Here is an 18408-nt window from a genome sequence, read left to right as displayed (position 1 = left end):
TATAATAATCGAGCCGGTTTACTTAGTGAAATGGGAGAGCAGGACAAAGCTTTAGCTGACTATAATAAAGCTCTTGAATTGAATCCTGAACTTTATAAAGCTTATAATAATCGAGCCAATTTACTTAGTGAAATGGGAGTGTACGATAAAGCTTTAGCTGATTACAATAAAGCTCTTGAATTGAATCCTGAATTTCATGAAGCTTATAACAATCGAGCTATTTTGATTAATGAAATGGAAAAATAAATCATTTAATAATTATAATATTTATTCAAATAAAGACTATGATTAATTAAATATTAAATTATTACTAAATTGGGTTTTAATAAAAACAAAAGAGAAGCCATTCTATACAGAATACTTCTCTTTCTTTTTAAAAATTTAAAATTGTAAAAAGTGTTTACAAACGATAGAACTAGTTATAAAATTAGCAATTTATAAAGATTTTCTAATTTTTCTATAGTTAATAAGAAGATTATTGAAAAATGTATTCGCTGCTTAATCCATATTATTTACTTTTATAATCTTTTGAAATACATATCTCTATCTAAATCGGCAAGCAGTGTAGAGTGAACAGGCTCCCAATCTAGTTGTTGTTGCGTGATTTGACTTGAAGCAGGAATATTGATCGAAGTGAAATGAGCTAGCCAACCAAAATGTTCTTTCGCTTGAGTAGTAGGGATGCTAACGACAGGTACATTCAAATGTTGACCGATGATTGTAGCAATATCGCGTAATACAATGCCTTCCTCTGCAATAGCATGTAACATAGAACCGGCAGTAGCTTGTTCCACAGCTAAACGATAAAGGTGTGCAGCATCTAAACGATGAACAGCAGGCCAATGATTATTTCCTTCTTCGATATAAGCAGATACTCCTTTACTTTGAGCTATGCGAATCAAAGCAGGAATAAAACCACCTGTATCACCCTCACCATGAACAGAAGGTGGAAGTCTAATCACAGATACTTTTACATTCTGAGCAGAAAGGGATAATGCTAACTCTTCAGAAGCAAAGCGGTGTTGGGTCATTGAATTTCGATCAGGTGAAGAGTGTTCAGTAGCGAGCTGATTGGATGCAAGATGTCCAATTACCGATGTAACGACAAATGGTCGATTGGTTCCAGCAAGTTCAGCACCTATCGTTTCAATTGCACGTCGATCTATTTCTCCAGCAGATGTCACATCAGAAAAGTCATGAATAAATGCAGCATGAATGACACCATCTGTTTTAGCTACACCCTGTCGCAAACTTTCCAAATCTGTTAAAGAACCACGTTGTACTGTAGCACCCCATTCTGTAAGTTTGTTTGCTGATTCTTCTGAACGAGCAAGTCCAAGTACTTCGTGTCCAGCGTGGATTAATTCTTTTACAATAGCTGACCCGATAAATCCTGTTGCCCCTATGACAAAAATACGCATAATTGATTTCCTCCTAAAATGAGATAGCATGATGATGTGAAAAATTAGCTACCTATTGACTGTTTTCTTGTCGCTACAAGATACATTTAGTATAGCTTTTGCTGTATATCGATCATTGTCTATTCCATTTCGCTTTTTGCCTGATTCTACAAATATCGTTTCATAACTATTAATACCGGTCGATTTCTTTACAAATATAAAAAAAATCACAGTAATAGCACCATGAGTTTTGGAAGTAGCTTTTGATATTGTGCATCCTGATCAAGGAGTCGCAAAATAATAGTGTGTATTATTTTTTGATAAACAGATCATTCTACCATTTGCGGGTTTTGTCGTAATCTTGCTATATCCCGACTCGGTGGATTGCCGAAACACCGACTATAATCGCGACTGAATTGCGAATCACTCACATAGCCGACTAATCGACACGCTGTATTGGCATCAATAGAATTGGCTAACATCAGACGTCTAGCTTCGTGAAGTCGTAATGTTTTTTGATATTGTAATGGACTCATCGAAGTGACTGATTTGAAATGCACATGAAACGAAGAAACGCTCATATGTGCAAGTTCTGCTAATTCAGCAACTTTGATTGGTTGTGAAAAGTGATCACGAAGCCAGTCTATTACTTTAGCGATTCGTTGCACTTCAACCTCACCAAATCCTGTTTCAGCAATAGACAATCCGATAGGGCTACGCAATACACGTATCATTATTTCTTCTAATATCAATGGTGCAATCATGTTACGATCTTCAGTATTTTGCAAACATTCTAATAAGCGAATCGAGGCGTTTATTATACTGGAATCAGTGTTTGCGATATATCCTTTGCTTTGTTGATGAGTTGTAGAAAGTCCGTTAGGGTACAATCTCAATACCAGTTCACTTAATTTCTGTGGATCTAATTCTAATTTAATTCCAAGATAAGGGTGCGAAAGACTGGTCTCTGTAATCTGGATATCCAATGGCAAAGCGATCGGAAGTAAGATCATCTGTGATTTGCCAAAAGAAAAAACGCTATTTTCTATAGTGATTGCTTTGGCACCTTGAGCAACAATAATGAGAGATGTAGAAAAAAATGTCTTGATTGTATCTGGAGTGATATAGGAGTAGCGACTGACATGTAATCCCGGTATATATTTACTTAAATCTACCGTTCCTTCATGAAGAGCAAGCACAGAAATTAAATGGGCTAATTGGGCGGTCTCTATATCCTGTACACGAGTATATGGATCTGATGATACAACAGATGTATGATTATCTTTGATTTTAGATGTAGGAAGATCATTGATTTTCATATTTACCTGTAACTCCTTAGGTGTGGTGTATTCCGAATCTTACCGATATAGCGATAATCTTTATTATACACACTCTTCAAGCGATGTATATTTTTTTGTGCTGAAAACAATATACAGATAGAAAGAGTAGGTTTTTTGAGTAGTTATCTACTATGAGCTTGGATTGTATTGTACGATATAACGTCTAAAAAACAGCGTATAATATAAATTATACGCTGTTTATGTTTAAATCGATTAGAAATAGATAATGCGACCACTATTCCGCATAAAAAAGAGCTTATTTCTCATATTCATTAACAAATAATACCATATATTAAAAAGACTCAAAAATACAGAATCATACATAATTTAAATTATGTAAACCATAATAATTTCAAAAATCTATCTATTCGATATGTACGAATACTTCTCTCATCTATGTACACTTTTCGTAATTGTAGTATTAAATCTATACAACACTTTGTAAAAATAAACTCCATCTAGAGGATGATATTTTATAGTTTATAATTCATCCTCTAAGCGGATTTGAAAAAGAGTGGATTATATTATGATATAAAAAAGAAAATAAATATTTTGTCAGATGATCTTATTGGAAGCTTACTTCATGTCGACATAAATATAAAGTGTGTAAAAGGAGATGGATTGAAAATGAGTCATGTTCATAATGTAGCAAATCAATCTAACGAGTATCAACAAGCGGGAATATCAGATAAAATGATATGGTTGTTTACGCCTTTAATGAATAATGCATTTGCCGATACAGAAGAATTATGGAATCAAGAAGATACGGATCTAGAAGAAACACAAAGAGTCGAAGAAGAACTGGAGTATCTGAACTCATGGGAGCGTATGTTAGAAATTATATAATCATCACAACTAAATAAATAACAAGATTAACTTGATGCAAGAAACATAAACGTTATTTATTTAGTTGTGGTTATAATCTCGTTTTTTTATTACTAGTTTACATAATAAATAATACGTAAACTAGTATAGGGTTTCACACAACCTTACATAGTAATTAAAAATGATAGTCAATCACTAACTACAGATTAGGGTAATAGACATGAAGACGTACTTTATAGGGGTACCTCTTATAACTATATCATTATGTAGTTTTATTCAATGAATAGAACAATACTTTTAGAGGAGGTTTATCAATATGGGATTTAATTTAGGTGGAATGGGCGATCTTAAAGGAATGATTGAAAAAGCAAAAACACCGGGTGGTTTGATGGAAATAGCTAAAAATTTACCGTTGGATCAGATTGTACAAAAACTACCTTTAGAAAAATTACTAACACCAGAGTTTATGCAAAAGCATACTCCATTTCAATCAATTGGAGAGTTATTACAAAAAGCAGGGGTAGGATCTCCTACAGATTCAGCAGATAAAGTGAAAGAAGTGCCTCAAGGTCAGTTGGATAGTCAAGTCAAAGAGAGTACTTCTTTCGGTTCCATGCAACAGTTGATTCAAAAAGCAGTTGAATTCTATAATTCTCGTCAAGCTGGTGGAAAGTAAAGGATTTCTTTTAGTGTATGATTTCTTTATATTAGAGGCAAAGAGAGTGTTATTCTTTACATTCTCTTTATTTAGTTTACATAATTATTATTATGTTAATTATAATTCATTTAGAAAAATGAAGGATATACTTGTTGATGTTTAGCTTGCTCTATATCATGTCCAAAGAAAACGATTTGTGGTTGTTTATCTTGAATAACTTGTTGAAGACGCTGGATCGCTTGTTGATTTTGTTGTGCATCTTTAACAGCAAAGGGGATACCTCGTTCAAAATTATCACGTGTATAGGATACATCAACAGTAAGTAAAATAGAACCGGATTTTTCAGTATTCAGTAGAACAGATTGATGCCCCGCAGAATGACCGGGAGTAGACAATAATTGAATACCTGGTGCAACTTCATAATCTCCATCCAACAAATGATAATTCAAATTGGGTTCTCGACATTCTATTGGCGAGTAATCTTCATTATGGATCGCTTCATGATATTCGGCACGCTGTACATAAATAGGTACATCTTGAAAATGATGATTACCGCCTGCATGGTCTAGATGGAGATGCGAACTGATAACAGCTTGAATGTCTTTGATCGAATAACCTAAACGTTTTAACGTTTCTGGCATAGTATGTTGTGGTTGCATATCAGGTATTAATTTACCTTCTCGACGTGTTCCAGCATAATAATTGGGCTGATTTACAAATGAATCTGGCATTCCTGTATCTATTAAAATAGGCCCGTCGGATGTTTCGAGCAGAAAAGACCATACAGGCACATACATAATCTTACCCGTAGGTAGATTACCATTTAAAGCAGATTGATCTAATCCACAATAACCCATCTGTAAAAAATAAAGTTTTTGAATCATACTTTAACACTCCATTTCTATATTTGAAATTCTAAGTCATTTTATAACGAAAAACTTAAAATGACGTAATTAAGATTATTTATTCCGTTTAAAATATCTACTTATTGCTTCTTAATAAATAATTCTTTATAATTAACGGACAAACTGTCCACAATAGAATTATAACGGACAATTTGTCCGTTTGTCAATTAAATCAGCATAGATTTTATTTAGATGATAATAAGGAGACTGATATATATGAAAGAAGCAACTCAATCGGCTAGCCTCAAATTAAGCCGGGAAGAAGTCAATCGACGTAAAATTATACAAGCTGCACGTGAATTATTTATACAGCATGGAGGCATACAAGATGTGAATATGCATCAGATTGCCAAAACAGCAGGGGTAGGGCAAGCAAGCCTATATAGAAGGTATTCTGAGATTAATGACCTTTCTATAGATGTAGTAAAAGAGGAATGTCAGCCATTATTCGATCAGATGGATCAATGGTTGAAGGCACATGCAGAATCTCAACCTTTAGAACAACTATATAGTGTTGTTGAGCAATTTGCGGATTTTTTAGAAATGAAATCGCCATGGTTATGCCATGTTAGTCGTTCTTTAACAGGACATCGTCCGATGCAATCGCCGTTATATGTGTGGATGCGTAATTGCTGTCAAAGACTGTTAGAGCAAGCCCAAAAGAACAATGAAATTGAAGAGATTGATATTGCCTATACTGTAGAAGCATTGATGTCTGCTCTGCATAATCTAGATATTCATATGATCGATCAGGGATTTGAAAAGCACCGTATTTTGCAAGGGATACGAAGACTTTATATTGATGGTCTGAAAGTAAAGTAAAGAAGAGGTGTAAAAGAATATTCTCTAGTGAATGATTTTTCCAAAGATAGGGTGCTACATTAAATAGATTATTTTTAGACATATAAAAAGGATGTATTTTCATTTCGATTGTATAGATGCAATAAAATAACTTTTTAAAGTCATTTATGAATTTATACTATTTGTTTACATAATAAATAATATGTAACTAAATAGTATATGCTTAAATAACAGATCCCATTTTGTGTCTGGATTTGTTTTTTTATCAGCTAACTGTATCTATTATTAACAATCCGTGATCTATAACAAAAAAGGATGTTCTTTAAGCCTAAGATAGACTCAAGAACATCCTTTTTTTATTGTACTATTTACTTATTCAATACATCTATTAAATTGATTCAAACATGTATCGTTTATAACTAGTATCAGCAATTGGATTGAATTGTATTAAAATCCTTCGCGTAAGAAGGTAGTAGCTAGCTTGATCGCACCTTTTTTAGCGTTAGTATCAGCGAGTACATTTAACATCACAAAGTCATGAATAATACCTTGGAAACGCACAGCTGTAACAGGTACGCCTGCTTCGCGCAATTTGTTGGCATAAGCTTCACCTTCATCACGCAATACATCAGCTTCACCTGTGATAACCAATGCTTCTGGTAGACCACTCAGTTGCTCTGTTGTTGCACGAAGAGGGGATGCTGTAATTTGAGCACGTTCGTTAGGATCGGTTGTATATTGATCCCAGAACCATTTCATACCATCACGTTGTAAGAAATATCCTTCTGCAAATTGTTGATACGATTCAGTATCAAAAGAAGCATCAGTTACTGGATAGAACAACAATTGTTTTTGGATAGTAGGGCCGCTACGTTCTTTCGCCATTAGAGTGATTGCAGCTGTCATGTTACCACCAACACTGTCGCCACCTACATATAGACGGGAAGCATCCAGACCTTTGGTAGAACCTTCTTTAGCAATCCATTCTACCACAGCATAGATTTCTTCAATTGCTGTAGGATATTTATGCTCAGGTGAAAGGCTATAATTAACAAATACTACAGCCACTTCAGCACCTGTTGCTAGTTCACGGCTTAAGCGATCATGGGTATGTGCATTACCGAATACCCAGCCTGCACCATGAATATATACCAACACAGGCAACGTCTCAGGAGCATTTTTTGGACGTAAAATACGAACCGATACTTCACCAGACGGGCCACCTGCAATATTAAGTTCTTCGATATCAACTTCTGGTTTGTATACTTCACCAGACTGTACTTCATCTACTGTTTCGCGCCCTTTTTCTGGACCTAGATCAGGTAGAAATGGAGGCTTAGAATTGTCGTCTGCGAATTGTTGAGCAGCAGGTTCAAGATAAACTTTTTTGAATTCGGTCATCGTAGAATCTCCTCTTCATCATGAAGTTTAGTGTAGTGTATATCCATAAATTAATTTGACAAAATAAAATTTGCCGCTGTTTTGTTTCTATATAAGTTATACTCATTTTTACCCTGTTTGAAACGTTAGAACGCTGAATGCACTCTTTTTCCCATTTTAATTTCAACAGTAGCGTCTCAACGATATCGACAGGTTGATGTATAATAGAAAAAGGATGTGGGTTATAGGAAAGGATGAATGATCTCTGATGAATACAAAGTATGCATCCGAAGAAGAGGATTTTATATATAGTGAAGAAATTGAAGCTTTTACAGATTGGATGAAAGATGCGGGTTATACGCGTTATACACAGAAGTCTTATTTAAGCGATGTATATGAGTTTCTCAATTCCCATGCTATTCGTAACAAACCACTGGATGAAATGAAAAAGCGTCATGTGCTGTCTTTTCTTAGTAGCGCACGTACACGTGGTGTTAGTGATTCCACTAGAAATCGTAAGCATGCAGCAGTAAGTTGTTTTTTCAAAGCTTTGATCGAACTTGAAATGGCGGAACATAATCCTGCTTTTGGGATAAAAAAAGCCAAAACAGAACATAATAAAGCACCTGTTTACTTAGATGAAATCAAAATCACTGAATTTATGCAATCGGTAGAAGGCAAATATCGCACTCGCAATTTGACCATTTTTCTATTTATGGCGTATATGGGGCTACGGGTTGGAGAAGTTCATGGACTCAATCTCAACGACTACAATGCTGAACGGGGCACGTTACAAGTACTGGGTAAAGGACGTAAATGGCGTACGCTCCCTGTACCGAATGCTGTAGCGACGATTTTACAACAAGCGATAGAAGAGCGATTATCTCCATGGAGAGATGGGGAAAGTGCGCTATTTATTTCACAAAAAGGTACACGTTTGTCGATTCGAAATATTCAGCAGATCGCTACAGATACATTTGATCGTTTTCAAAGTCATATCGAACCCGAGCAACGGCTTCCGTATTCCAGCCACAAATTACGACATTCGTTTGCAACGATGTTATTACGTCAAGGTACAGATCTACGGACAGTACAAGAGTTGTTAGGTCACTCCTCAATTCAGACGACAACCATTTATACACATGTAAGCAATCGAGAAAAAGAAGAAGCGATTTCCAAATTGGACGTACAGCTTCCTTTTGAAATCAAATAATAGTATGCATATCTACTATTGAACATGCAAATAAGGATAGATCGTTTAGTGTCACGACGATCTATCCTTATTTTGTATATTGGATTCTATTTGTCACGCAGAATAAAATGAGGAATTACACGAATATAGATGAGTTCGCCGACAAGTTCCACAATCGTCTGCGTTACAATAATCGCAGCGACTAAAGTACTCCAATTGTCTGGCAAAGATAAGGCAAGTGGAAGCACAACCAGAGAGTTCCGTGTACCAGCACTGAAAATGACAGCTCGTCCTGAGCTTATGTCTAATTTGAACCATTGTACAATCCATTTCGTAATCCAAGGCATAATACATAGAAAAGCAATATAGATAGGAATAACCTGAATAATCATGTCTCCATACATAGATAACTTGCCGATCTGTGACGCTACAATAATAAATAAGGTCAACGCCATCAATGGAACAGGAATCCATGCTGAACCTTCTAACAGTAATGATCCACGCGGTCTGGATTTACTAGCCATAACTTGCAGACAAATTGCTAATATCAGAGGGAGAACAATAATAATAAGAAAAGATTCGATAAAAGGTGTAGGATTGACCACTTCAGATGCTTTCTCTCCTATAAATAACCACAAGTATACCGGTAACAAAACCATTTGGGTGACAAAAAGAATAGGCGTTGCCAGTAGAACCGCTTTTTCATTGCCACCTCCTAGATGTGTAAACACAATGACATAATCAATACATGGAGTAAGTAGTACCAGATATACGCCTAATAATAAGGGGGCTTGCTGAGGAAGAAATTGAGATAATCCCCAGACGACGATCGGTACAGCTATATAATTAGCAGTCAGTAAAGCCAATATAAAACGGCGATTACCCAAAGACTTTCGTATAGTTAGAAAAGGAATCTGAGTAAACATCCCAAACATCAATATAGCGATCACTATAGATATCAATATCGGATGATCCAATATCAAGATTAGATCAGGAACGAATAACCCCAATCCAGCAGCTATGATTAATACAATAATGTAGATCCAAATCTGTTGCTGTTCTAATTGTTCACGGGTGATCATATGTATAACCTACTCCTTTAATAACGACATTATTCCTTATAGTCATATCTTAATCACGTTATTTGTATCATAGCAAAGATTGCTTATCTTCGTTTATAGCAAAAAAAGAATCAACTTTTTCCCAAAATGAAGCCAATGAAAGCTTTTATCTCATAATTTAACGATTTTTCATAAATAAATTTATTAATTCAACGCATCACAGTGTAGTATTATGTAGTTTTTTATAGGTGTCCTTTAATATTATAAAAAAATGTCATAATACCTCACAGTGAAAGGATTTTGTGTATGAATAGTAATAAAGAACAGACTTCTTTATTCAGACGTAAACCTATAGCAGAAGCGGAAGACAAAGGGCTGAAAAGAGTATTAGGAGCTCTTGATCTAACCACGCTAGGTGTGGGGGCTATTATCGGAACAGGGATTTTTGTATTAACAGGTGTAGCTGCTGCTAAATATGCAGGTCCTGGATTAGTACTTTCTTTCCTTTTAGCAGGTATTATCTGTGCGTTTGCCGCATTATGTTATTCGGAATTTGCTTCAACAGTACCGGCTTCAGGAAGTGCGTATACATATAGTTATACAGCTTTCGGCGAAGTTATTGCATGGATTCTAGGATGGGACTTGATACTGGAATATGGATTCGCTAGTGCGGCAGTAGCTAGTGGATGGTCTGGATACTTCCAGAGTCTATTATCAGGGTTTGGATTAGAACTCCCACATGCCTTAACCAGTGCATTTAGTCCAGAAAAAGGGACATACTTTGATGTGATTGCTTCTGCGATTACATTGATTATTGCATTCTTGCTCACACGTGGAGTCAAAGAAGCAGCACGTGCCAATGGAATTATGGTTGCTGTGAAATTGATCGTTGTTCTCATCTTTATCGGTGTAGGTGTATTCTACGTACAACCTGAGAACTGGCATCCATTCCTACCGTTCGGTATGGCAGGTGTAACGACAGGTGCAGCGACGGTATTCTTTGCTTATATCGGATTTGATGCAGTCTCTACAGCCGCTGAAGAAGTTAAACGTCCACAACGCGACTTGCCAATCGGTATTATTGCTTCATTAGCAATCTGTACGGTATTGTATATTATTGTTTCATTGATTTTGACAGGGATTGTTCCTTATCAAATGTTAAACGTTAGCGATCCAGTAGCATTTGCTTTTGAATTTGTTAATTTGAATGGTCTAGCTTGGATCGTATCATTGGGAGCTATTACAGGGATTACTACCGTATTGCTTGTGATGATGTATGGACAGAGTCGTCTATTATACTCGATGTCACGTGATGGACTGTTGTCTCCAGTCTTTTCTAAAATTAGTGGTAAAGGTCAGACGCCAGCTAAAGGAACTTGGATTGCAAGTATCATTATCGCAATCTTCGCTGGTTTTATCCCATTAGGGGATCTAGCTGAATTGACCAATATCGGTACATTGTTTGCTTTTGCTGTAGTTAGTCTAGGGATCATTGTACTTCGTCGTAATCACCCTAACTTGAAAAAAGGATTCCGGGTTCCATTGGTGCCTTGGATTCCAATCATTAGTGCACTAGGCTGTGTATACTTGATGACTCGCCTTGCACCATTAACTTGGATTGTATTCTTTATCTGGTTGTTTGTTGGATTATTGATTTACTTCGCTTATGGACGTAATCATAGTCTATTAAACCCAAATCGCAAAAATCGTGATACTAACAAATAATATTCCAATCGATCTAAATCAAAAACCTCTGAATGGTGGTCTATTCCACAATTCAGAGGTTTTTTTATGCAACAGAATTAACCATAACGATAATAAAAAGATTGAGATTATAAGTAATATGCAATATATTGGTTTTATGAAAAAACTATCAATTCAGAAAATAAGTCGTCCGACGTTGCGTGATCAAGTATATGATACGCTCAAACAAGGTATTGTGACCTTAGAATTATTGCCTGAGCAGAAGCTCAATGATAATGAATTAGCCGCGCAATTCGGAGTAAGCCGTACTCCAGTGCGTGAAGCTTTGAAGCGATTGGAGGATGAAGGATTAATTGAATCTTTTCCTGGAGCCGTTACACGGGTTGCTCCTTTATATGAAGAAGCGGCAGCACATGCTTTTACGGTAGCAGCGGTATTACATGGATTGGCAGCACGCTTATCTATTCCTTACTTGCAGACCCCACATTATGATATGCTAAAACAGTTCAATCAAGAATTGATTACGGCACTTCAACAACAGGATGCTTCTGCGGCTATTCAAGCTGATGATCAATTTCACGATGTATTTATACAACAAGCGAATAATCCCGAGATTATAGCTGCACTAAGCCGTGTGATGCCTAAGATCAGACGATTAGAATACGCTAAATTCAGCAGTATTGATCATACGCATTCACCTGAAGACCATCGACTGATTATAGAAGCAAGTGAAGCAGGGGACTCATTATTAACCGCTACACGGATGGAGCAGAACTGGATGAGTCTGGGGAGTTGGTTGGCTTCTTCTGGTAATCACTCTCCATCTTCTACAGATCAAGGTTCATCATGAAAGCTGTACTGATCGGCGTAGCGGCGGCATTCTTTTTTGCGTTTACATTTGTGCTGAATCGATCGATGGAAGTGGGCGGAGGCAGTTGGCTATGGAGCGCATCACTACGTTACTTTTTTATGATTCCGTTATTAGCGATACTGGTTATTCTGCGCCGTAATCTTACTGGATTATGGGTGGAAATGAAAAAGTCGCCTGTGCAGTGGTTGATATGGAGTACCATCGGATTTGGATTATTTTATGCACCGATGTGTGCGGCGGCGATCTATTCACCTGGTTGGCTGACTGCGGCGGCTTTTGAAATGACGATTGTTGCAGGTATGATTATGTCACCACTGTTCTTCTTTGTCCGTTATACGCCTCAAGGACCGATTCAAGAACGAGGAAAGATCCCAAGAGCAGGCATGTTAGCAGCGCTAATTATTTTGACAGGGATTGGATTAATGCAGTGGGAACAGGTCAGACAACACACAGAAGGTGCTAGCTGGCAAGGTATTGTATTGATTGCTATTGCGGCTTTTGCTTATCCGCTAGGTAATCGTAAAATGATGGAAGTATGCGATGGGCGATTAGATGCTTTTCAGCGGACACTGGGAATGAGTATAGCTAGTCTTCCAGTATGGATTATTCTAGCGTGTATTGGTGCTATCCAATCTGGATTACCTTCAGGTGCTCAGACAGGTCAGACATTTCTAGTCGCTCTATTTTCCGGGGTTGTAGCAACCGTATTGTTCTTTGGTGCTACCGATCAAGTTAGGCATCATCCTGCACGTCTAGCGACTGTAGAAGCGACGCAAGCGTTAGAAGTAATCTTTACTTTATTAGGTGAGTGGCTACTTCTAGGTGTTATGTTGTCTTCATTCGGCATGTGGGTAGGATTGATATTGGTTATCGGGGGTATGGCGGTTAATGCTATATTGTCGGTTCGAGAGCCAGGTATTTCCCGTAAGCATAAGTCTAATCATCCTGTCACTTGATTCCGGAAATAACATATACTATTCATGCTTCAATATTCAATTCACAATGATATATAGACTAATTGAGCGAGATTAAAGGAGTTTATTATGCGATTTGATATTCAATTTTTATCTTTTTTTGTTCTGCAAGTTGAAGGTAAAGAAGGACAAACTAACAAAAACTACAAACATTATCAAACACTCAATGAAGATGAGTATGAAGAAAGCGAGATCAAAAAATTTCTACATGCTGAATTTGGTCGTACAGCCAAACGGAAAGTTGAAAAAAATCCGGGTACAGAACAGCCGCCTACTAAGATTGGTACGTTTTTAGTGGAGCCGGGACATGAGCTGACCAGCAATCCCAATTACAATTTATTTACTCGTCTAAGAGCAGTTGATAATAAAGAAGATTTCAAAAATGCATGTGATGATCTGGTACGTAGCTATCTGGAGACAAGTTCAGTTCGTGGTGGAGCTTTGATTATTACACAAGCCAAGCTAGATACGCATTTTGATGATCCGTTTATTTTTGTGATGAAATGTGATTTTGAACAGCGTATCGCCCGTATCTCGGATGAACGTAGTCTGATTAGCGAAGTCGAGATGGCGATTAGCGCCCGCAATATGAAATCAATCCAATACCCGCATATGCCAGAAGAAGGTATGATCGAAGAATGGGAGCTTAAAATTCATCAATCTTCTCATGCCCGTTATTTTGAAGACTTTTTGAAATTTATCACGTATGAGCAATCGATTCCTGAGATTGTCAATGAACGAGTGATGGATTATGTACAGACATATGTTGAAGAAAAGTGGCCGGATGCCACCAATCTAGAACGCCAGCAAGAAGAGCATGATCTAGAACTATGGGCAGCCAGTGAAAAGCGGGATATTCAAGAAAAATGGGAACCGCAACATGTGATCGAAGCCGCAGAGCGTATTGTGGAGATTAAGCCAGAGATCGAGATCAAAATGAAGCTAGGAGATACCAGTATTCGTGGATTGCTTGCTGATTATGGATATCGACTGCATATTGCCAAGTTAGGTGATCATTATGCTATGGTGATTGAAGGCGATGCGTTTACGTTTGATAAAGGATTTTCACCTGTAGAACTGTTACAGCCGGAGCCTTTTGAAGTGGTGGCAAGACGCTTAGTGGATCGGACGAATGAAACACCTGAACGTGACGATGATATTCCTTATTGATCAAGTGATCATTAGACAATCATTATTGTATACATAAAAAAGTGGATTCAGGGTCTTATCCCTAAATCCACTTTTTTATATTATTTTTGAATTATTCAGTTTATCTGTACATCAATATTCGTTAGAGATTTGTCATATGAATACAAGATAGTCTATAGTTAATTATATATCACTTCAGGATCTATCTCTGATTCAACTTAAATATCTAACTGTGCAATCTGATCTTTTAACTTTGTAGCAGAAGCGCGTAGTAATTCTTCTTCATGCTCATTCATAGGAATAGGCAATTTGGCTTGGATACCATCTCTACCGACAATCGCAGGTACACCCAGATATACGTCAGAGATGCCATGATAATCTTCAAGCAAAGAAGAGACGTTCAATACAGCGTGTTCATTTTGCAAAATAGCCGCTACAATGCGGTCAAGTGCTAGTGCAATCGCATACGAAGTAGATCCTTTAGCATTGATGATTTCGTAAGCTGCATTTTTGGTGTTTTCAAAGATTTCTTTTTGCTTGTCTTCTTCAAAGTTCAGTGGAGCTCCTGCAATATTAGACAGACTCCATACAGGCAACTCGGAATCACCATGCTCCCCAATAATATGAGCATGAATACTGCGAGGATCAATGCCTTTTTCTTTACCAATTAAATAACGGAAGCGTGCGCTATCAAGTAATGTACCGGAGCCAATAACACGGTTAGATGGCCAACCGCTCTTTTTCCATGATACATAACTGAGTATATCTACTGGATTGGTAGCAATAAGTAGAATACCGCTATTATTATATTTCGTAATATTCGAAATAATATCTTCGAAGATGGCTGAGTTCCGATTCAATAAGTCGATCCGGGTTTCCCCTGGACGCTGATTGGAACCGGCAGCAATAATGATAATATCTGCGTCTTTGCAATCCGAATAATCACCTGCCCATAGTTTGACGCCGCCAACGAATGGGAGTCCATGGTTCATATCGAGTGCTTCGCCAAGAGCTTTGTTGTGATTCGCATCAATAAAGACGAGTTCAGACATTCTCTTGTGGAGTAAAAGGGTATAAGCGGTTGTGGAGCCTACGGCTCCTGTGCCAATAACAACGACACGGTGGGGCTTGGATACAGATTCAGATACTGTCATTTTTTATCATCTCCTTCTTTAATCTATATTACAGATTCGCTACTATTGTAACGGAAAGCGCGACCAATGTAAAAAGGATCACAGAAAAGAAAGTCCAAAAAATGGTATGGAGCATTGCAAAAATCGCAAAATCTGTAATGGCTTGTAACTTTTCTGTAAACAACCTCTGTTCATTATGGTTTACTCTTATAAGGGTTATCAAACATCGGAATCACAAATTGCTTAATGTAAGCGTGAAAGGAGAGAAAGAATGAAACGATCGATGCGCAAAGCGCTCTTTATATGGATTACGCTTATTTTTGTCCTTACTGCTTGTCAATCATCTACAAGTGACTATGATCCAGCAGCAGACAAAGCGTCATCTCAAGAACTCAAAAAAATTCAAACTGAAGATCAAGGGCAGACCATAACCCTTAACCATACAGCAACATCAGATACGAAGCAGGGGGCTCCTGCTGAAAAAGGTTATAAAATTCAGACCCGATTAACAGACTTTCAATTATTAAGCGCAAGTGCAGGTCTAGCATGGGGGGTTACCCGTAATGAACTGCGTATCTATGTGACGCAAGATAGTGGAGGCACATGGGATAATGTATCACCCGCTCAGACCGTTACATTTTCAGAACCGCCTACGTATGGCAAAGATATCTTTTTCTTAAATCAAAATAATGGTTGGGTCGTTCGCAATGCATCAGGTGTAGGCGAAACCTTAATTCTGCATACAACCGATGGCGGACAGAACTGGAATTTTGCTACATTGGATGATGAAGTAAATGTATTAGGTATTTATTTTATGGATAGTAAAATGGGTTGGGCACTGGCTTCTTCAGATTCAGCCAATAGTGCAGAAGATCAGCAGGAAAAAGTACTCTATATTACCAAAGATGGCGGTAATACATGGGAAAAAGTGATGCAAAACACAGGTATCTATGAAGCTAAAGGGTTAGCAACGCAAGCTATTCCTAAATTCGGGAAGCTTGTAGGCATGTCTTTTAGAGATCGTGATCATGGATTTGTGACGTTAGAACAACAAGGTAAGCCTCATCTTTATATGACAAGTGATTCCGGCAAAACGTGGAAATCAGGGCCTGACTTTGAGAAAAATACCAAAATGTCGAATTGTCATGCTTTGACCACAGGGAAACCTCAATTTTTTGGTGACAGCAAAACAGCTGGTTGGATGAATATTGGTTGTGTAACCGATAACCAGACAAGCTACAATGGCTATTTTACCAATGATGCAGGCAAGACATGGAACTTTGCTCCATTTGCGTTAAAAGCTCAAACTGGTGTTAATCAGTCGATGGGTCCTACTTTTTTGAATAACAAAATAGGATGGTCTGTAGTTGACGGGGTAGTCTATCGTACAACCAACCAAGGCAAGACATGGACAGCATTACCTGTCAATAATACGTTACAAAGAACATTGAATAATTATCCAGAGTTAGCCAAATTGCAATTCTTTTCTGCAAATGTAGGTTGGTTATTAGTTGCCAAAAATGAAGAACGACGTTCACTACTGATGCAGACTACCGATGGTGGCAAAACATGGCATGTTTTATAAAATACAATCATAAATAAGAATGATATACAAAGGATCTGCTTTGCGAACCCGTCTAAAGGTAGCAAAGGTGATCCTTTTTTCTCGTTAGAATACTTTCTTTTTATAAAATCAAAAAATAATTTAAAATTCTTTATTGATTGTGAAATAAATCACATTAATATACTTTTGAATCGGTTATGCTTGGGATGTAGAAAAAACAAGGAGATGATTGAGATGAGAAACAATACTAATGAAAACCTTACTAACTTTTACATGAACCTTTGCTACACTTGCTTGGATGCTAATGAATGTCGAGAAGAAGAAGCTTGTCGTGCATGTTGGGCAGATCAAGGTGTATTGGATGCCGCTAAAGATGATACTCAGGAGCTTTTACAAGCGTATTATGCATAATCGGTTCATAAGATTATCTATTATCCAAGCCAGACATTCAGATGGATTATCTATAGGCACTTCATAAAGGAACACACTTCGCTGATCAATAAGAAGTGTGTTCCTTTATCATTTCTGATCCTTTTGGACATAAGTGATACCTTTGTATTTACATAGAATAGTACCGGTCGTATAAGAGGTCATGTTTCTTAATTCTCTCAATCGTTGAATAAGCAGTATAGATTCATCATACTCATATACGAACTCAAAGGGAGATATCTTATGAAATATGCTTCGAAAACGGTTATTGTCACAGGTGCAGCCAAAGGAATCGGTAAAGCTGTAGCAGAACGTTATGCCGCAGAAGGCGCTACTGTGTTTTTGACCGATACGTTAGAACCTGAAGGTGCTTCAGCCGCAGCAGTTATCCGTGAGAGCGGAGGACAAGCGCACTTTTTACCTTGTGATGTACGTCGAGAAGAAGACGTTATAGCCACGATACAGGAGATTGTGAATACAACCGGACAGATTGATATTGTTATTAATAACGCAGGGGTGTCTCGTTGGAAATCGCCTTACGAACTGACTTTGGACGAGTGGGACGATGTAATGAATACGAATGTGAGAGCTTGTTTCTTAGTATCCCGCGAAGCCGCTAAAGTGATGCGTGATCATACAGGAGGTTCTATTGTTAATATTTCTTCAACACGTGCTCATATGTCTGAGCCTCATTCTGAAGCATATGCGGCTTCAAAAGGTGGTATTACAGCGATCACCCATGCTCTATCTGTATCGCTAGGGCCTGATCATATTACCGTGAATGCGATTAGCCCGGGCTGGATTGAGACAGGCGACTATAATGCTCTGACGAAAGAAGACCATGCACAACATCCAGCAGGACGTGTAGGCACACCTGAAGATGTAGCGAGAACCTGTTTATTTTTAACCGATCCAGAAAATTCATTTATTACCGGTGCTGAATTGATTGTAGATGGTGGAATGACACGTAAAATGATCTATGTTGAATAGATGAGCTAGAGCATACTTATAAGCATGACAAA

At 37.5% G+C, this 18408-nt stretch carries 18 protein-coding genes; 12 read left to right on the top strand and 6 right to left on the bottom strand.

Features of this window, described 5'->3' with window-relative positions; translation table 11 throughout:
- A partial coding sequence (locus PO903_RS17250) for a tetratricopeptide repeat protein (protein ID WP_273594083.1) occupies window positions 1-246 on the top strand: 246 nt, incomplete at its 5' end.
- Between the two features lie 272 nt (window positions 247-518).
- On the opposite strand, the gene PO903_RS17245 is transcribed toward PO903_RS17250, so the two are convergent.
- Entirely contained in the window at window positions 519-1421 is a 903-nt protein-coding gene (locus tag PO903_RS17245) for an SDR family oxidoreductase (RefSeq protein WP_273594082.1), read from the bottom strand.
- A gap of 308 nt (window positions 1422-1729) precedes the next feature.
- On the bottom strand, window positions 1730-2719 hold the full coding sequence (locus PO903_RS17240; protein WP_273594081.1) for an AraC family transcriptional regulator: 990 nt from the start codon (window positions 2717-2719) through the stop codon (window positions 1730-1732).
- Window positions 2720-3367: 648 nt separating this feature from the next.
- Here PO903_RS17240 and PO903_RS17235 point away from each other — a divergent pair.
- Together PO903_RS17235 and PO903_RS17230 are read left to right on the top strand one after the other, a co-directional pair.
- Window positions 3368-3586: a hypothetical protein gene (locus tag PO903_RS17235; RefSeq protein WP_273594080.1), complete on the top strand. Its 219-nt coding sequence runs from the start codon at window positions 3368-3370 to the stop codon at window positions 3584-3586.
- A gap of 295 nt (window positions 3587-3881) precedes the next feature.
- Window positions 3882-4241 (top strand): hypothetical protein, encoded by a 360-nt coding sequence (locus PO903_RS17230; RefSeq protein WP_137221801.1) that lies wholly within the window; start codon window positions 3882-3884, stop codon window positions 4239-4241.
- 110 nt (window positions 4242-4351) lie between these two features.
- Here PO903_RS17230 and aiiA read toward each other — a convergent pair whose 3' ends face one another.
- Window positions 4352-5107: a quorum-quenching N-acyl homoserine lactonase AiiA gene (gene aiiA / locus PO903_RS17225; protein WP_273594079.1), complete on the bottom strand. Its 756-nt coding sequence runs from the start codon at window positions 5105-5107 to the stop codon at window positions 4352-4354.
- Window positions 5108-5344: 237 nt separating this feature from the next.
- Between aiiA and PO903_RS17220 the strand changes: the two genes are divergently transcribed.
- A complete protein-coding gene (locus PO903_RS17220) occupies window positions 5345-5950 on the top strand; it encodes a TetR/AcrR family transcriptional regulator (RefSeq protein WP_069328800.1) in 606 nt (201 codons plus the stop codon).
- Window positions 5951-6376: 426 nt separating this feature from the next.
- Here the strand turns inward: PO903_RS17220 and PO903_RS17215 are convergent, their stop codons facing one another.
- Window positions 6377-7330, bottom strand: a complete 954-nt coding sequence (locus PO903_RS17215) for an alpha/beta hydrolase (RefSeq protein WP_069328801.1) — start codon at window positions 7328-7330, stop codon at window positions 6377-6379.
- A gap of 247 nt (window positions 7331-7577) precedes the next feature.
- On the opposite strand from PO903_RS17215, the gene PO903_RS17210 reads away from it, so the two are divergent.
- The gene (locus PO903_RS17210; RefSeq protein ID WP_273594078.1) at window positions 7578-8522 is read left to right on the top strand and encodes a tyrosine-type recombinase/integrase; all 945 of its coding nucleotides are present in this window, start codon (window positions 7578-7580) and stop codon (window positions 8520-8522) included.
- Between the two features lie 86 nt (window positions 8523-8608).
- Here PO903_RS17210 and PO903_RS17205 read toward each other — a convergent pair whose 3' ends face one another.
- Window positions 8609-9583: an arsenic resistance protein gene (locus tag PO903_RS17205; RefSeq protein ID WP_273594077.1), complete on the bottom strand. Its 975-nt coding sequence runs from the start codon at window positions 9581-9583 to the stop codon at window positions 8609-8611.
- Window positions 9584-9868: 285 nt separating this feature from the next.
- On the opposite strand from PO903_RS17205, the gene bcaP reads away from it, so the two are divergent.
- The 4 genes from bcaP (at window position 9869) to PO903_RS17185 (ending at window position 14281) form a co-directional block, all read left to right on the top strand.
- Complete coding sequence (gene bcaP / locus PO903_RS17200) at window positions 9869-11287, top strand: branched-chain amino acid transporter BcaP (RefSeq protein ID WP_069328804.1); 1419 nt, start codon at window positions 9869-9871, stop codon at window positions 11285-11287.
- A 136-nt stretch (window positions 11288-11423) separates the two neighbouring features.
- The gene (locus tag PO903_RS17195) at window positions 11424-12116 is read left to right on the top strand and encodes a GntR family transcriptional regulator (protein WP_273594076.1); all 693 of its coding nucleotides are present in this window, start codon (window positions 11424-11426) and stop codon (window positions 12114-12116) included.
- On the top strand, window positions 12113-13093 hold the full coding sequence (locus PO903_RS17190) for a DMT family transporter (RefSeq protein ID WP_273594075.1): 981 nt from the start codon (window positions 12113-12115) through the stop codon (window positions 13091-13093). Before PO903_RS17195 ends, PO903_RS17190 begins: the two co-directional genes overlap by 4 nt.
- A gap of 87 nt (window positions 13094-13180) precedes the next feature.
- Window positions 13181-14281, top strand: a complete 1101-nt coding sequence (locus PO903_RS17185; protein ID WP_273594074.1) for a DUF3900 domain-containing protein — start codon at window positions 13181-13183, stop codon at window positions 14279-14281.
- Between the two features lie 197 nt (window positions 14282-14478).
- Here PO903_RS17185 and PO903_RS17180 read toward each other — a convergent pair whose 3' ends face one another.
- A complete protein-coding gene (locus PO903_RS17180; protein ID WP_069328807.1) occupies window positions 14479-15414 on the bottom strand; it encodes an L-lactate dehydrogenase in 936 nt (311 codons plus the stop codon).
- A gap of 250 nt (window positions 15415-15664) precedes the next feature.
- On the opposite strand from PO903_RS17180, the gene PO903_RS17175 reads away from it, so the two are divergent.
- The 3 genes from PO903_RS17175 to PO903_RS17165 all read left to right on the top strand — a co-directional run bounded on the left by PO903_RS17175 (window position 15665) and on the right by PO903_RS17165 (window position 18376).
- Window positions 15665-16978, top strand: coding sequence for a WD40/YVTN/BNR-like repeat-containing protein (locus PO903_RS17175; RefSeq protein WP_069328808.1), 1314 nt, complete (start codon window positions 15665-15667; stop codon window positions 16976-16978).
- A 213-nt stretch (window positions 16979-17191) separates the two neighbouring features.
- Window positions 17192-17368, top strand: coding sequence for a hypothetical protein (locus PO903_RS17170; RefSeq protein ID WP_175425211.1), 177 nt, complete (start codon window positions 17192-17194; stop codon window positions 17366-17368).
- Window positions 17369-17629: 261 nt separating this feature from the next.
- Entirely contained in the window at window positions 17630-18376 is a 747-nt protein-coding gene (locus PO903_RS17165) for an SDR family NAD(P)-dependent oxidoreductase (RefSeq protein ID WP_273594073.1), read from the top strand.
- Window positions 18377-18408 lie beyond the last annotated feature (32 nt).

Source organism: Paenibacillus sp. PK4536 (genome assembly GCF_028594455.2).
GTDB classification, from domain to species: domain Bacteria; phylum Bacillota; class Bacilli; order Paenibacillales; family Paenibacillaceae; genus Saccharibacillus; species Saccharibacillus nuruki.
Note: the sequence above shows the minus strand (reverse complement) of the source record. Positions and strands in the feature narration are given on the sequence as shown.

Coding starts and splice junctions, on each gene's coding strand:
- PO903_RS17245 (WP_273594082.1), bottom strand. CDS start 1,421: ATGCGTATTTTTGTCATAGGGGCAACAGGATTTATCGGGTCAGCTATT.
- PO903_RS17240 (WP_273594081.1), bottom strand. CDS start 2,719: ATGAAAATCAATGATCTTCCTACATCTAAAATCAAAGATAATCATACA.
- PO903_RS17235 (WP_273594080.1), top strand. CDS start 3,368: ATGAGTCATGTTCATAATGTAGCAAATCAATCTAACGAGTATCAACAA.
- PO903_RS17230 (WP_137221801.1), top strand. CDS start 3,882: ATGGGATTTAATTTAGGTGGAATGGGCGATCTTAAAGGAATGATTGAA.
- aiiA (WP_273594079.1), bottom strand. CDS start 5,107: ATGATTCAAAAACTTTATTTTTTACAGATGGGTTATTGTGGATTAGAT.
- PO903_RS17220 (WP_069328800.1), top strand. CDS start 5,345: ATGAAAGAAGCAACTCAATCGGCTAGCCTCAAATTAAGCCGGGAAGAA.
- PO903_RS17215 (WP_069328801.1), bottom strand. CDS start 7,330: ATGACCGAATTCAAAAAAGTTTATCTTGAACCTGCTGCTCAACAATTC.
- PO903_RS17210 (WP_273594078.1), top strand. CDS start 7,578: ATGAATACAAAGTATGCATCCGAAGAAGAGGATTTTATATATAGTGAA.
- PO903_RS17205 (WP_273594077.1), bottom strand. CDS start 9,583: ATGATCACCCGTGAACAATTAGAACAGCAACAGATTTGGATCTACATT.
- bcaP (WP_069328804.1), top strand. CDS start 9,869: ATGAATAGTAATAAAGAACAGACTTCTTTATTCAGACGTAAACCTATA.
- PO903_RS17195 (WP_273594076.1), top strand. CDS start 11,424: ATGAAAAAACTATCAATTCAGAAAATAAGTCGTCCGACGTTGCGTGAT.
- PO903_RS17190 (WP_273594075.1), top strand. CDS start 12,113: ATGAAAGCTGTACTGATCGGCGTAGCGGCGGCATTCTTTTTTGCGTTT.
- PO903_RS17185 (WP_273594074.1), top strand. CDS start 13,181: ATGCGATTTGATATTCAATTTTTATCTTTTTTTGTTCTGCAAGTTGAA.
- PO903_RS17180 (WP_069328807.1), bottom strand. CDS start 15,414: ATGACAGTATCTGAATCTGTATCCAAGCCCCACCGTGTCGTTGTTATT.
- PO903_RS17175 (WP_069328808.1), top strand. CDS start 15,665: ATGAAACGATCGATGCGCAAAGCGCTCTTTATATGGATTACGCTTATT.
- PO903_RS17170 (WP_175425211.1), top strand. CDS start 17,192: ATGAGAAACAATACTAATGAAAACCTTACTAACTTTTACATGAACCTT.
- PO903_RS17165 (WP_273594073.1), top strand. CDS start 17,630: ATGAAATATGCTTCGAAAACGGTTATTGTCACAGGTGCAGCCAAAGGA.